The organism is Nocardia sp. NPDC050406 (assembly GCF_044459025.1).
Lineage (GTDB): Bacteria > Actinomycetota > Actinomycetes > Mycobacteriales > Mycobacteriaceae > Nocardia.
The window spans coordinates 1,979,540-1,992,313 of the sequence record NZ_JBITIM010000001.1 but is presented as its reverse complement, the minus strand read 5'-3'; the positions used below and the strand labels follow the sequence as shown (position 1 = coordinate 1,992,313).

General features: G+C 66.7%; 15 protein-coding genes. 7 read left to right on the top strand and 8 right to left on the bottom strand.

All coding sequences use genetic code 11. From position 1 onward, the window contains the following. Nucleotides 1–133 precede the first annotated feature (133 nt). The 3 genes from ACIBH2_RS09490 to ACIBH2_RS09480 all read right to left on the bottom strand — a co-directional run bounded on the left by ACIBH2_RS09490 (nucleotide 134) and on the right by ACIBH2_RS09480 (nucleotide 2,458). Nucleotides 134–1,390: a type II toxin-antitoxin system HipA family toxin gene (locus tag ACIBH2_RS09490; RefSeq protein WP_397115227.1), complete on the bottom strand. Its 1,257-nt coding sequence runs from the start codon at nucleotides 1,388–1,390 to the stop codon at nucleotides 134–136. Next, nucleotides 1,387–1,692: a helix-turn-helix domain-containing protein gene (locus tag ACIBH2_RS09485; protein WP_397115224.1), complete on the bottom strand. Its 306-nt coding sequence runs from the start codon at nucleotides 1,690–1,692 to the stop codon at nucleotides 1,387–1,389. Before ACIBH2_RS09485 ends, ACIBH2_RS09490 begins: the two co-directional genes overlap by 4 nt. A 136-nt stretch (nucleotides 1,693–1,828) precedes the next feature. Further along, the gene (locus ACIBH2_RS09480; protein ID WP_397115222.1) at nucleotides 1,829–2,458 is read right to left on the bottom strand and encodes a TetR/AcrR family transcriptional regulator; all 630 of its coding nucleotides are present in this window, start codon (nucleotides 2,456–2,458) and stop codon (nucleotides 1,829–1,831) included. Nucleotides 2,459–2,550: 92 nt separating this feature from the next. Here ACIBH2_RS09480 and ACIBH2_RS09475 point away from each other — a divergent pair, with 92 nt between their 5' ends. Together ACIBH2_RS09475 and ACIBH2_RS09470 are read left to right on the top strand one after the other, a co-directional pair. Further along, on the top strand, nucleotides 2,551–3,555 hold the full coding sequence (locus tag ACIBH2_RS09475) for a saccharopine dehydrogenase NADP-binding domain-containing protein (RefSeq protein ID WP_397115220.1): 1,005 nt from the start codon (nucleotides 2,551–2,553) through the stop codon (nucleotides 3,553–3,555). 11 nt (nucleotides 3,556–3,566) lie between these two features. Beyond that, the gene (locus ACIBH2_RS09470; protein WP_397115218.1) at nucleotides 3,567–4,412 is read left to right on the top strand and encodes an NAD(P)H-binding protein; all 846 of its coding nucleotides are present in this window, start codon (nucleotides 3,567–3,569) and stop codon (nucleotides 4,410–4,412) included. A gap of 8 nt (nucleotides 4,413–4,420) precedes the next feature. Here ACIBH2_RS09470 and ACIBH2_RS09465 read toward each other — a convergent pair whose 3' ends face one another. Beyond that, complete coding sequence (locus tag ACIBH2_RS09465; RefSeq protein ID WP_397115216.1) at nucleotides 4,421–5,629, bottom strand: MFS transporter; 1,209 nt, start codon at nucleotides 5,627–5,629, stop codon at nucleotides 4,421–4,423. Beyond that, complete coding sequence (locus ACIBH2_RS09460; RefSeq protein WP_397115214.1) at nucleotides 5,629–6,270, bottom strand: GntR family transcriptional regulator; 642 nt, start codon at nucleotides 6,268–6,270, stop codon at nucleotides 5,629–5,631. The genes ACIBH2_RS09465 and ACIBH2_RS09460 overlap by 1 nt, the downstream gene beginning before the upstream one ends. Before the next feature lie 121 nt (nucleotides 6,271–6,391). Between ACIBH2_RS09460 and ACIBH2_RS09455 the strand changes: the two genes are divergently transcribed. Then, the gene (locus ACIBH2_RS09455; RefSeq protein WP_397115212.1) at nucleotides 6,392–6,790 is read left to right on the top strand and encodes a hypothetical protein; all 399 of its coding nucleotides are present in this window, start codon (nucleotides 6,392–6,394) and stop codon (nucleotides 6,788–6,790) included. A gap of 3 nt (nucleotides 6,791–6,793) precedes the next feature. Here the strand turns inward: ACIBH2_RS09455 and ACIBH2_RS09450 are convergent, their stop codons facing one another. Both ACIBH2_RS09450 and ACIBH2_RS09445 read right to left on the bottom strand, forming a co-directional pair. Beyond that, nucleotides 6,794–7,552: an SDR family oxidoreductase gene (locus tag ACIBH2_RS09450; protein WP_397115210.1), complete on the bottom strand. Its 759-nt coding sequence runs from the start codon at nucleotides 7,550–7,552 to the stop codon at nucleotides 6,794–6,796. Between the two features lie 103 nt (nucleotides 7,553–7,655). After that, nucleotides 7,656–8,078, bottom strand: a complete 423-nt coding sequence (locus tag ACIBH2_RS09445; protein WP_397115208.1) for a DUF5997 family protein — start codon at nucleotides 8,076–8,078, stop codon at nucleotides 7,656–7,658. A 61-nt stretch (nucleotides 8,079–8,139) separates the two neighbouring features. Between ACIBH2_RS09445 and ACIBH2_RS09440 the strand changes: the two genes are divergently transcribed. Then, nucleotides 8,140–8,856, top strand: a complete 717-nt coding sequence (locus ACIBH2_RS09440; protein ID WP_397115206.1) for a LysR family transcriptional regulator substrate-binding protein — start codon at nucleotides 8,140–8,142, stop codon at nucleotides 8,854–8,856. Between the two features lie 274 nt (nucleotides 8,857–9,130). Continuing rightward, entirely contained in the window at nucleotides 9,131–9,817 is a 687-nt protein-coding gene (locus ACIBH2_RS09435; RefSeq protein ID WP_397115204.1) for a hypothetical protein, read from the top strand. Nucleotides 9,818–9,892: 75 nt separating this feature from the next. Here ACIBH2_RS09435 and ACIBH2_RS09430 read toward each other — a convergent pair whose 3' ends face one another. Further along, on the bottom strand, nucleotides 9,893–10,177 hold the full coding sequence (locus tag ACIBH2_RS09430; RefSeq protein ID WP_397115202.1) for a DUF2631 domain-containing protein: 285 nt from the start codon (nucleotides 10,175–10,177) through the stop codon (nucleotides 9,893–9,895). A gap of 119 nt (nucleotides 10,178–10,296) precedes the next feature. Here ACIBH2_RS09430 and dxr point away from each other — a divergent pair, with 119 nt between their 5' ends. Both dxr and ACIBH2_RS09420 read left to right on the top strand, forming a co-directional pair. Next, a complete protein-coding gene (gene dxr / locus ACIBH2_RS09425; protein ID WP_397115200.1) occupies nucleotides 10,297–11,436 on the top strand; it encodes a 1-deoxy-D-xylulose-5-phosphate reductoisomerase in 1,140 nt (379 codons plus the stop codon). Nucleotides 11,437–11,456: 20 nt separating this feature from the next. Then, entirely contained in the window at nucleotides 11,457–12,659 is a 1,203-nt protein-coding gene (locus ACIBH2_RS09420; RefSeq protein WP_397115198.1) for a M50 family metallopeptidase, read from the top strand. Nucleotides 12,660–12,774: the final 115 nt, after the last annotated feature.

Sequence of the window (12,774 nt, the reverse complement as noted above, 5' to 3'; positions counted from 1 at the left end):
ACTGGTCTGTACTGAACAGGCCACGGCGGTAACGAATTGGTAGTTATTCGGAGCGGCGGGGCGTGTGGATGACGGTCGGTTGACTTCGTGGAAGGCAGGACTTCGCAAGGTGCGATGATGGTGCCGCTGACCGTCACCGAGTGGGGCGGTGAAGCTCCTTGAGTCGATTACCGATCAAGGCTGACAACCGGTGGGTTGTCCTTTCGTCGTAGCCGATTTCGGGCACTCGGTCGATCCACGGCTCTGCCGCGGTGACTATTCGGGACAGGCTGCGGCTGATGGCTCGTGTCGGTATACCGAGTCGAGTGGCTGCTTCGATCCACCAACGATAGGAGAGTTTGGCATCGCGGCCGAATAGTTGGAGCGCCATGGGGTCGCTCCAGCTCAGGTACGGCTGGGTGCTGAGCAGGTCGTAGGCGGGAGTGACTTCCCAGATCCCTTCGGGGGTCTGGCGGACGGACAGGTTCTTGCCATGCAGGTCTCCATTGCCTATCAGGTAGCTGAAGGCGGCTATTTCGAGCATCTGGAGGATGGACAGGGGGTAGGAGCCGCGCCCTTCGGTGACAGCCTCGGCGAGGGCTTTGATGGCTTCCTGCAATGTGATTCGGTACTTCGCCGCCGGATATCGACCCATGACCTGGCAGGCGTCCTCCTGGGCCAGGCGGCGAATTTCGCCCTTCGCTACGGTGCGGTCGAATCTGTCGACGAACAACGCTGTGCGGCCGTTACGGTCGTTCGCCAGCCTATGGTCAGGTACACGGATGCCACACGCGTCGGCCATATCGAGGAAGAAGTTCTCGTTCTCGACCAGAAAGGGCATCTCGGGCGGATTGAGCTTGAGAATGGCCGGGCCGCGTGCGGTGGAGATCGGTGTCGAAATCATTTGGGCGGACACCTTGACTTGAACACCGGGAAGCGCCGTGCGGTCGAGCTCGCCGAGATCGGTCGAGGTCGCGCGCGTGAAGAGAAATGCGAAATCCGCTGTTGCCGTGTCGGTTTGGGCGAACAGTGGTGGTTGGTCGGTGGGTGATGTTCCAGCGGGCAGAACCTGGACATCGCCGATGGTGTCGCTTCCGACGGCCAGCAGAAGGCTGAAATGATCGTCCTCGCTGGTACGGGTGGCAGTGGTGATGGCGGTCAGGCGCAATCCCTCGGGGAGCAGACCGGCGAAGAAGGCGGGGACGGATCCGCCGGTGGCTCGGTACGGCGCTGGGCTCTTCGGCAATGTGAATGCCACCGGCGGTGCCGTCGGATCGGCCAGATAGGGCTGTGCGTACTGGAATACGACGTCGTCGCGTTCGCGTCGCAATTGACCTGCCAGCCGACCGGCCTTGTAGACCTCGGCGTTGTCGACGGCGCGAAGCCGGGAGAGGTCCGGTGGTGTCGTCACCGGTGAACGCCGCTCTGGGCATGTAACTCGACGGTGTCGCCGGACAGCTCGCGAAGGTCCGCGCGGGGCATGCTGGCGAGTGTCAGCCCGAGGGCATCCAGAATGCGCAAGGTGATCGCCAGTGTGGGCGAGGTTTGCCCGGCTTCCAGGGTACGTACCGATGAAACGCCGACGTCGGCGAGGATTGCGACGTCGAGCTGGGTGAGTCCGAGTGCATGACGCCGTTGCGCGACGAACGCGCCGAAAGGAGCGAGGGGTCCGGTCTCGCTTCGCGCTCGTCGACGTGGTTTCGGCCTGGTCACGCCACTCCTATCGCTGCTATAGCAATGTTACGGGTTGGCTGCCCGCAGACGCACTGTTCGCTTCGTTGAACGGTGCTCTAAAGCTGCTATGGCAATGATAGCGCGTGGATCACGGGGACAACGAAGCTTGCACGGCCTAATCGTTGTAATCGCAATGATTATCCCCAGGTGACCGGCTTCGCAAGCCCTCGAGGAGTTGGCGGGTTTCGGCGACTACGTGGGGGAGGGCGGTGGTGGGGTTGGGGGTGCGGGCCAGGAGCATGGCGGCTTCGCAGAGGGCGCCGAAGAGGAGATGGGGGCGGATGGTGGGGTCGCCCGGGGTTAGCTTGTTTTCGGCGGCGGCCAGGGCCAGGCCGGAGCTGAGGACTCGGAGGGTGTGGGCGGATTCGATTTCTCGGACCGTTTCCCAGCCGAGGACGGCGGGGGCTTCGAGGATGACTATGCGGCGGAAGCGGGGGTCGAGGCTGCGTTCGAGGAAGGTGCGGGTGCCGTCGAGGAGGGCGGTCCAGGAGTCGGGGGCGGCGGCCGCCACCTGCTCCAATTCGGTTGCCATCCACTCCTGTTCGGCGACGAAGGCGGCGCGGAAGAGGGCGGCCTTGTCGGTGAAGTGGTGGTACGCGGCGCCTTTGGTGACTCCGGCAGCGGTGGCGATGGCGGCGATGGAGGTGGACGCGTAGCCCTTGTGGCCGAACAGGTTACGGGCGGCTGCGACGAGTTCGCTCGTCGTGGTATCCGATCGTTCGGCTTGGGTGCGGCGCACGTTCACGCCCTCAATGTAACCGGCACGCGCCCATTGACTTACGTACCCGGGGTATGCAAATCTCGAAACACATACCCCGAGTATGGAAGTTGATCTCTATGACGATCTTCGCTGTTTACGGTGCCACCGGTCATACCGGCCGATTGGTCACCACCGACCTACTCTCCCGCGGCAAGGACGTGCTCTTGTCCGGCCGCGATCCCGACAAACTCACCGAACTGAGCCATCCCCGGACCCTCACCGCGCGCCTCGACGACGCCGAATCCCTACGGGCGCTTGCCGATTCCGCCGACGTGATCATCAACTGCGCCGGACCCTTCGCCGAGACCGGACTCCCGGTGGCCCAGGCCGCGGCGGAGGCGGGCTGTCACTATGTGGACCACTCCGTCGAGGTGCACCCCGTGCGCCGCATATACGACACCCTCGGCGAGGCGGCGCAGCGCGCCGGTATCACCATGATTCCCAGCCTGAGTTTCTATGGCGGACTGGGTGATCTGCTCGCGGGCGCGGTGGCGCGCGGCGTACCCGATATCGACCGCATCACCGTGGCCTATGCCGTCACAAATTGGAAAATGACCACGGGAGCGGTGAATACGGCCCGGCTGCTGTTCGCCGACACCGAACGCATCGGCTTCGCGGACGGCGAACTCCAGATCGGATTCGTGGAGCCGCGCAATGCGGTGTTCGCCTTCCCGCCGCCCGTCGGCCCGCGCAGCGTCATCGCACCGGTGCCGTTCCCCGAAGCCTTCACCGTGCCCCGGCACACGCCGACCAAGGCGGTGGAGGCACAACTCACCGCACGCACCTTCGAGGAGGAGCAGGCTTTCAGCAGTGAGCACGTCGCCGCGGAGGAGCGCGCGGACAGTGAATTCACCATTGCCGCACAGGTTCTCGGCGCGCACGGCTCGGCCTCCGGATCACTGCGCGGCCGCGATCTGTGGCGAGCGGGCGCGTTGGCCTCGGTGGAGGCCGCCGTGCGAATCGCCGGGGGAGCGGTGAAGAGCGGCGTGCGAAGCCCCGGAGAGGCCTTCGACGCGGCGGAATTCCTCGGCGCGCTCGCCGACCGCGACGCGTTCGCCATCGACCTGCCGAAACAAGCCTGAGGAGAGCGACCGTGGAACCGATACTTGTCACGGGAGCGGCTGGGGGACAACAGGGTTCGACCGGCCGTCGGGTCGTCGAGACACTGCTGCGCGCGGACCGACCCGTCCGCGCGTTCGTGCACTCCGACGACGCCCGCGCCGCCGAACTCAAAGACCTCGGCGCGGAGGTCGTGGTCGGCGATCTGCGCGAGATCACGACGGTCCTCCCCGCCGTCCAGGGCGTGCGACGCGCGTACTTCACCTATCCGGTGACCGCCGGAATGCTCGATGCCACAGCGGCTTTCGCGGCCGCCGCCCATCAGGAATCGCTGGAGCGAGTCGTAGCCGTATCGCAGCTCGGCTCGGACCCGCACGCGGGCACACCGCACATGCGCAGGCATTGGGTCGCCGAACAGGTCCTCGACCGAGCCCAGATCGGCGCGGTACATCTGCGGGCCGCGGTGTTCTTCGAGAATCTGCGCGTGGTCATCGACCACAGCGGCGAGCTCGCGCTGCCGCTCGGCTCCCCGGATACCGTGCTGCCCTTGATCGCTGGCGCGGATGTCGCGGGCGTGGGAGCCGGTGTGCTGCTCGATCCCGGCGAGGTCGAGCCGGTGCTGTGGCTGGCCGGTGAGATCCGTACGGTCGGCGAGGCGGCGGAGGCCTTCGGGGTCCGCTACGTCGACGTGGACCCCGACGAATGGAAACGCACCGCCATATCGCTGTATCGCGACGAGGTCGCGGTCGAACATCTCTCTCACCTGTGGAAGATGTTCTCCGACATAGGATCCGGCCACCAGCTCTACCAAGTCACCGACACCATCGAGCGCTTCACAGGACGTCCCCCGATCACCCTGCGCGAGTTCGTCGCCGGGTAACGCACGTCTCAGCCGCGGCGGCCACGCGCGAGCAGCGCCAGACACGCCGCCGCGGCGAGTGCGAGAGCGGTGAACATCGACGGATAGCCGAACCTCAGATCGTGCAGGGCCGCCATGATCGCGGGAACGGCGAAGCCCAGATACGACACCGCGTAGAAGACCGCGGTCAGACCCGCCAGATCGGCCGGAGTGGCGATCCGCTCGATCTCCTGCAACCCCGCGACCAGACCGATGCCGTACCCCGCACCGAGCACCACGGCCGTCACCACAGTGAGCCACAGCGTGAGCTGAGCGGAATTCGCCCCGGCCACAACCATTCCGCAGGTGACCAAGGTGAGGGCGAGCGTCGCGCCCCGAATGGTTCCGGGCCGGTCGATCCGCCGCGCGACCGATTGGATCGCGAACCCACAGCCCAGGGTGATGACCGTGATCAGCGCCGAGAAGGCGATGGGCGCGCCGTGCACCTTCGGCATCATGAGCGTCGGCATGATCGCGTAAGCCGTCGCGGCGGAGGTGAACAGCCAGAGGGCGACGGGCAGCACGATGAATCGGAACCGTCGGTGCCCGGCCGCGGGAACCTTCAGATCGTCGCGTAGCCGCGTCGGATTCGGTTGCGGTGCGGCGGTTTCCGGCGTCCGCGCGACCCAAGCCGCCGCGCCCACACACAGCGCCGCGTTGATCAGATAGGCGAGGGTGTCCGGCAGTGGAGCCCACTGCGCCAGCACCCCGGCGACGCCCGCACCTACCGCGAAACCACCGGTCAGGCTCATGGCCGAACGCCGTGCCCCGGTGCCCTGGGCGGTTCCGGGCGCGAAAGGGGCTTGCGAGAGTTCCTTGAGCCAACTGCTCCCGACCGCCATGGCCAGCCCCAGGGCCACGCCACACAGCACCCGTCCGACGGAAAGCATGGGCACGGAATGGGATCCGAACGCCAGCAGCAGCGATCCGGCCGCTGCGATGAGCGGTGCGGGCCGCATGAGCGGTCGGCGGCCGTAGCGATCCGACAGCGGCCCGCCGATCAGCAGCGCGGGCACGATGCCCAGCACGTATTCGAACAGCAGCAGATCCACCGTGGTGACCGGCAGCCCCTCCTGTTTGTACATCACCAGCAGCGGCGTGAATTCGTTTCCGCCCCAAGCGATCGCGAACATGGCGGCGGAGACCGCCCACCACGCTCTGGTGTCGGTGCGCGGCGCGAGGGCGGTGGCGACAGCCATCACAGGCCCCGCAATTCCACGCCGTGCACCCGGGTCAGGTGATCGGCCAATTCCGTCGCGAAGCCGTCCGCGTCCCCGCTCTCGATGAACGCGGCCAGTCGCGTGTGCTGGGCGATGATGGCGTCGGTGTCGATGCCGCGTTGCCGCAGCGCCACACTGTTCATGCGCCGCTGTCGTTCCCGCAGCGAGTCGTAGAACCCGGCCAGCAGCGGATTTCCGGCCGCCAGCACATACGCGCGATGAAAATCGGCGTCGACGACGGCGAACGCGTCGAGATCCCCGGCCCGCGCCAATTCCCGCTGCCGCGCCAGCGACTCCGTCAGCTCCGCGAGCACGCCCGTCCGATCGGTGACCGCCAGGGCCCGCACCGCTCCCGTCTCCACGACATACCGCGCGTGCGTCACATGCTCGGCCTCGTGCGGCGGCACCGGCACCACCAGCGCGCCGCGCTTGGGGTACAGCCGCATCCACCCCTCGGTCTCGAGTCGCAGGAACGACTCCCGCACGGGTGTGCGCGACATGCCGAGCTGCGCCGCGATCTCGTTCTCGCTGACCAGCTCGCCACCGGGCAGCGCACCGCTGAGGATCCGCTCCTTGACCTCGTGATAGGCGCGCTCGGCACTCGAATACGTCTTGGACACGACTTGTATACTAGATGCTGGTCGATTGCCGGACGGCACCGGTCCTCCCCGAGGACCATCACACGATTGACCTTTTCGGCCGTCCCACCCGCCGATCAGAGCTTTCTGCGAGGATCGCTGCGTGGGGTCATCAGGCACAACAGAATTCGGCTGTGAGGCGTGTTACGGCGAGGATCCGATAGCGGCGTCGAACTACTACCGGCAGTGCCCGACCGATGAACTGGTCGAGGACGACCCCCATTTCATCCTGCGGATCAAGCACTGCGAGCGCTGCGAACAGCGATTCGTCTCGATCTTCACCGAATTCGTGGACTGGTCCGGCGGCGAGGACGCCATGTACACCACCGTCATGCCCGTCACGGAGGCGGAGGCCGCGGCCATCAGCGCCGCCGCCCTCTCCTATCGGCAGATCGGGGAACTGGGCCGCGGCCGCAAGCATCTGCGCAGCGACTGGCCGACGGGTAAGCCGAAAAGGATTGGGTGGCACCACTCTTCGTTCCAGGTCATGCCCGGCTTTTGAGCGCTAGGAGCGCGCGATGAACGCCGCCGCGGCGCGAGCGATTCGGCCCGGAGCGAGGCGGGTGGCCGGTCCGAGGACCCGGGCGTGCATCCCAACCGGAACATGGACCTTGCCGCGACGGCGACGCGCCGTGCGCCAGACCGCCTCGGCAATGTCCTCGGCGGTGAGGTGCACGCCCAAACGCGCGAAAGCGCCTGCGCCACTGGCGGCTTGGCCCATGGCGGTGGCCACGAACGACGGTTGGATATCGCGCACCGCGATCCCATGCGCTCGCCACTCCAGATCCAAACCCTCGGTGATACTCGCGACGGCCGCCTTGCTCGCCGCGTACGAGACCAGGCCCGGCTGACCGTAGAAGGCCGAGGCGGAGCACAGATTGATGACCTGGGAGCCCGCCGTGTTCTTCAGATGCTCGAACGCGAGATGGCAGCCGCTGAGCACGCCGTTCACATTCACCGCGATGATCTGGTGATGCCGGTGCAGCGGAATCTCCTCGAATGCCCCCGAGCTGAGAATGCCCGCATTGTTGACCAGCAGGTCCAAACGCCCCGCGGCATCGTGGAATTCGTCCAGGCATTCGAGCCAGGACTCGGGATCGGTGACATCGAGGCGACCGGCGGGACCCGAGGCGGCCGACCGCACCGCCGCCTCGTCGATGTCGTACCGACCCACCAGCCAGCCGCCCGCGGTGAACCGGTCGGCGATCGCCCGGCCGATACCGGCGGCGGCTCCACTGATGAATACGGCACGCTGTTCTGTCATACCGCCGTATCCTGCCGTAGATCACCGACGGCAGGCATCGACATTCGCCGACAGCGCATTCGGCCGCGGGAAACCGGCGGTGCCGCACCGTGATTCGCGCGGACTACCAGCCTTCGCCGCGATGCCGCGCGGGCCGGTTGGACGCGGCCCGGCGCTCCTCGCGCTGCGCCTTCACCCGCGCCTCCTCCTTGCGCACGTTCGCGGCGTTCTCCCGCTCGCGCTCGAGCCACTCCGGCGGATCGGCCAGCAGGGCCGCGATCTCGGTGGCGGTCAGCGCGTCGGAGACCTCCGCGCGGGACAGGCCGCTGTTGGTGATGCCGAGCTTGCGGGCGGTGATATCGCGGGGGAAGGGACCGTTGGCGCGCAGCTCGATCAGCCACTGGGGCGGATCGGCGCGCAGTTCGTCGAGTTGGGCGCGGGAAATCGGATTGGCGCGGAACTCCTCCGGGGTCGCGGGGAGGTAGATGCCGAGCTTGTTGGCCGCCGTCAGCGGCTTCATGGTCTGCGATTTCTGGTCCGGGCTCACCGAACAAGCCTATCGGGCAGGGTTGCCAGAGCTTTTCCGGCGGTGCAATACGCTGACAGGAATGAGCGATCACGCGCCGTCCGACACCCCTGTGCTGCGGGTCGGATTCGTCCCCGGCGTCACGCCCACCAAATGGGAACGCAAGTGGGGGGAGCGGTTTCCCGAGCAGCGGCTGCGGATGATCGTCATCGCGCAGGGCGAACAGGACGCCGCACTGCGCGACGGACGCGTGGACATGTGCTTCGTCCGCCTGCCCATCGACCGCGACGGTATGCACGCCATCCCGCTGTATCACGAGGTGCCGGTCGTGGTCGTCCCGAAGGACCACCCCATCTCGGTCTACGACGAGGTGAGCACCGCGGAGCTCGCCGACGAGCGCCTCCAGGACACCACGAATCTGGATGAAGCCGCCGCGGCCATCGAATTGGTGGCCGCCAATGTCGGCGTCGCCATCGTGCCGCACTCGATAGCGCGCCTGCATCACCGCAAGGATGTCGTGTTCCGGACCGTCACCGATGTGCCGGACACCCAGATCGCGCTGGCCTGGCCGATCGAGGCGACCTCGGACACCACCGAGGAGTTCGTGGGCATCGTGCGCGGGCGCACCGAACGCAGCTCCCGATCCCCGTCCGGACGTGCGGCTAACGATGAGCAGCCGAATAAGACGGCCGCGAAGAAGTCCGCGCGCGCCGGTAATCGAACCGGTGCCGTCAAGCGGCCCGACGCCGGTCGCGGGCGATCATCCAGTCAGCGAAACACACGTCGGCGAGGTCGCTAGCTGCACTTATAGCCTGTGACCCATACCGCAAATGTCTGATTTCGCAGGTTTAGTGGCGTAGATCATAAATGCCGTCGAATAGTCCGAAAGCCTGTCAGCGCCAGTACTTTTCGTACTCCAGGTCGGTTCCTGTTAACGCTTCCCTTACGCTCAGCAGTTTCTAAGTTACATCTCAGCAACAATTCCCTGGACACTTGACCATGGGTGCTCACCGAGGACCCGCGCTCCAGGAAAGTTGGTAGCGCGTACCGCTGTTCGAAAGCGACGCAGTCATATGAAGTTCAAGAAGGTCGCCGCAACCTCGGCTCTGGTCATCGCGGCTCTCGGCATCGCCTCCGGCACCTCCTACGCGGATGTTGCCCCCGCCCCCTCGCCCGTCGTCCCCTCGGTGATCGACGGCGTCAACCAGGGCATCAACCAGGTGCTTCCCGCCATCCACTGGAACGCCAAGATCGAGGGCGACTCCATCGTGGTGGACACCGACGGCGGCTCGCTGACCACCGACAACGGTCAGCTCCAGGTGGTCGACAATCAGGGCACGGTCCTGACCGCCGTTCCGCTGAACTACACCCTCAACGATCTGGTCTACCCGATCGACGCCAGCGTCGACGGGCTGCGCGCCGTGCTGACCCCGGTCAAGGATCCGGCCGCGGCTCGCCCGGTCGCCGACTCCATGCGCCACGACGTGGTCCGTCAGGACGCCATGGACGACGCCCTCTCGGCCGCCGCCACCCAGTTCGGCCTGGCCACCTCGATCGGCACGCTGGTCGGCACCCTCGTCGGCGCCGTCGTCGGCTGCCTGTTCGGCGGCGTGCTCGGCCTCGCGGTCGGCTGCCTGCCCGGTGCCGCCGCGGGTATCGCGCTCGGTGCCGCCGCCGGTCTGGTGCTGACCGGTGTGCCCGCCGCGATCATCGTCGGCATCATTCTGGTCAACCGCCTGAACGATCCGCAGAACCAGTAGTTCTCGGGCGCAATACCGCGAATCGGGCCGGGTCACCATGTGACCCGGCCCGATTCGCGTATTCAGGCTCGAAACCTACCGAGGCTTGCGCGACAGAATCGAGTCGCGAATCAGAACGCCCGCGAGCCCCAGGGCGGAGACGATCAAGAAGATGTAGCCGATATTGCCCGAACCCGACGAGCTGCCCTGCTGGTTCTCGAACAGCATGGCCAGCAGCGCCAGCACGACGAACCATCCGGCAATGCGGAAGGTCTTCTTCGACTCACCGCTCCAACCCCAGGCGGCGGAAGGAACCTCGGCCTCGTCGACCTTGGTGACTACACCGGCGCTGTGGGCGGGCTCCACTTCCGAAGTGGCCACTTTCGCTCCTCCATGGCTCGAATCCATTGCTGGCCAATATGGTGGCATACGACCGGGCGTCGTAGCCAGCAGGGTGGCGGCGTGGGGTGAGCCGAATCGAGTCAGGAGACAATAGGCGCGTGTCCGACGTTGTGAAAGTCCTGCTGCTGGGCAGCACCGGTTCCATTGGCACGCAGGCCCTCGAGGTGATCGCGGCCAATCCGGACCGATTCGAAGTGGTGGGTCTGGCCGCGCGCGGCGGCAATACCGAACTCCTGGCCAGCCAGATCGCCGCGACCGGCACCCGCAACGTGGCCGTCGCCGACGAGGCCGCCGCCGCGAAACTCGGTGTGGCGCTGGCGGGCCCGAACGCCGCGGCGGAACTGGTGCGGCGTACCGACGCCGATGTGGTGCTCAACGCGCTGGTCGGTTCGCTCGGCTTGGAGCCGACCCTCGCGACCCTCGAATCGGGTCGACGCCTCGCCCTGGCCAACAAGGAATCGCTCGTCGCGGGCGGCTCCCTGGTGACCCGCGCCGCCGCGCCCGGCCAGATCGTGCCGGTGGATTCGGAGCACTCCGCCCTGGCCCAATGCCTGCGCGGCGGCCGCGCCGACGAGGTGGACCGCCTGGTGCTCACCGCCTCCGGCGGGCCCTTCCGGGGCTGGACCGCCGAGATGCTCGAGTCGGTGAATCCCAGTGAGGCCAAGGCGCATCCGACCTGGTCCATGGGTCTGATGAACACCCTGAACTCGGCGAGCCTGGTGAACAAGGGGCTCGAGCTCATCGAGACGCATCTGCTCTTCGGCGTGCCCTATGACCGCATCGACGTGACCGTGCACCCGCAGTCCATCGTGCACTCCATGGTCACCTTCACCGACGGCTCCACCCTGGCTCAGGCCAGTCCGCCCGATATGAAACTGCCCATCGCGCTGGCCCTCGGATGGCCGGATCGCGTGCCCGGCGCGGCGGCCGCCTGCGATTTCTCGACGGCCTCCACCTGGACCTTCGAGCCCGTGGACAATACGGTGTTCCCGGCGGTCGAACTGGCGCGGCAGGCGGGGATGGCGGGTGGCTGTGTCACCGCGGTCTACAACGCGGCCAACGAGGTCGCCGTGCAGGCCTTCCTCGACGGGGTGATCCGCTTCCCGGACATCGTGCGCACCGTGGCACGTGTCGTCGAGTCCGCCGACCGCTGGTCGGCGGAACCCAGTACTTTGGACGAGGTGCTCGCGGCGGATACGTGGGCGCGTGACTGTGCCCGCACATACGTGCGCAGCTAGCTAGGAGGGTTCGATACCGCATGGTGTTCGCGATCGGCTTCGCCCTGTTCGCCCTCGGTATCACCGTATCGGTGGCCTTGCACGAATGCGGCCACATGTGGGCGGCGCAGGCGACCGGCATGAAGGTGCGGCGCTACTTCATCGGCTTCGGCCCGAAGGTGTTCTCGTTCCGGCGCGGTGAGACCGAGTACGGCCTGAAGGCCCTGCCCCTGGGCGGTTTCTGCGATATCGCGGGTATGACCGCCCTCGACGAGCTCGAGCCCGAGGAGCTCGACCGCGCCATGTACCGACAGGCCACCTGGAAGCGCCTGTTCGTCATGTCCGGCGGCATCCTGATGAACTTCCTGCTCGGCTACCTGCTCATCGTGCTGCTCGCGGTGACCTGGGGTCTGCCGCATCTGACCCAGCCGCCGGAGACCCAGCTCGGCGCGATGGGCTGCGTATCCAGCCAGGGCCCCGACGGCAAGGCGCTGCCGTGCACCGGTACCGGCCCCGCCCAGCAGGCCGGACTCCAGCGCGGCGATCTGGTCACCGCCGTCAACGGCACCAAGATCGACACCTGGGATCAGTTCAAGGCCGAGACCGAGAAGCAGACCAGCCAGTTCACCTACACGATCGAGCGCGACGGCCAGACCCTCACCGTCCCGGTCACCCCCCAACTGGTGACCGTCTACGACAAGGACGGCAAGTCCAAGACCGTCGCCAAAGTGGGCGTCGGCCAGGACTCCTCCGGCCCGCCCGTCGAATACGACCTCCTCGGCGCGATCCCCGCCGCCGGAGCCTTCACCGGCGATATGGCCGTCCGCACCGTCCAGTCCCTGGCCCAGATGCCGCAGAAGGTCGGCGACCTCTGGGAGGCCGTCACCGGCGGCGAACGCGACCCCGAAACCCCCGTCTCCGTCTACGGCGCGAGCCGAATCGGCGGCGAAACCGCCGAACACGGCCTATGGGGCCTGTTCATCCTCGTCCTCGCCAGCCTCAACTTCTTCCTCGGCGCCTTCAACCTGCTCCCCCTGCTCCCCCTCGACGGCGGCCACATAGCGGTAGTCCTCTACGAGAAGATCCGCAACATCTTCCGCAACCGCAAAGGCCTCCCCGACGGAGCCCCGGTCGACTACCTCAAACTCATGCCCGCCACCTACGTGGTCGTCGTCCTCGGCGGCGCGTACATGTTGCTGACCCTCGCCGCCGACATCGTCAACCCGGTCAAACTGTTCCCGTAGCGACCGGTCGAATTCCTTTCGCGGGCACCGCTTTTCGCGGTGCCCGCATTCGTCTGTGGCTGTCGGGATCCGCGGGTAATGTCTCGCCGAGGGATCATTTCTCTGGGCTCGGAAC

Excerpts from the sequence above, each read along its gene's own strand:
- ACIBH2_RS09450 (WP_397115210.1), bottom strand. The coding sequence starts at position 7,552 with ATGACAGAACAGCGTGCCGTATTCATCAGTGGAGCCGCCGCCGGTATC.
- ACIBH2_RS09440 (WP_397115206.1), top strand. The coding sequence starts at position 8,140 with ATGAGCGATCACGCGCCGTCCGACACCCCTGTGCTGCGGGTCGGATTC.
- ACIBH2_RS09435 (WP_397115204.1), top strand. The coding sequence starts at position 9,131 with ATGAAGTTCAAGAAGGTCGCCGCAACCTCGGCTCTGGTCATCGCGGCT.
- ACIBH2_RS09420 (WP_397115198.1), top strand. The coding sequence starts at position 11,457 with ATGGTGTTCGCGATCGGCTTCGCCCTGTTCGCCCTCGGTATCACCGTA.
- ACIBH2_RS09475 (WP_397115220.1), top strand. The coding sequence starts at position 2,551 with ATGACGATCTTCGCTGTTTACGGTGCCACCGGTCATACCGGCCGATTG.
- ACIBH2_RS09465 (WP_397115216.1), bottom strand. The coding sequence starts at position 5,629 with ATGGCTGTCGCCACCGCCCTCGCGCCGCGCACCGACACCAGAGCGTGG.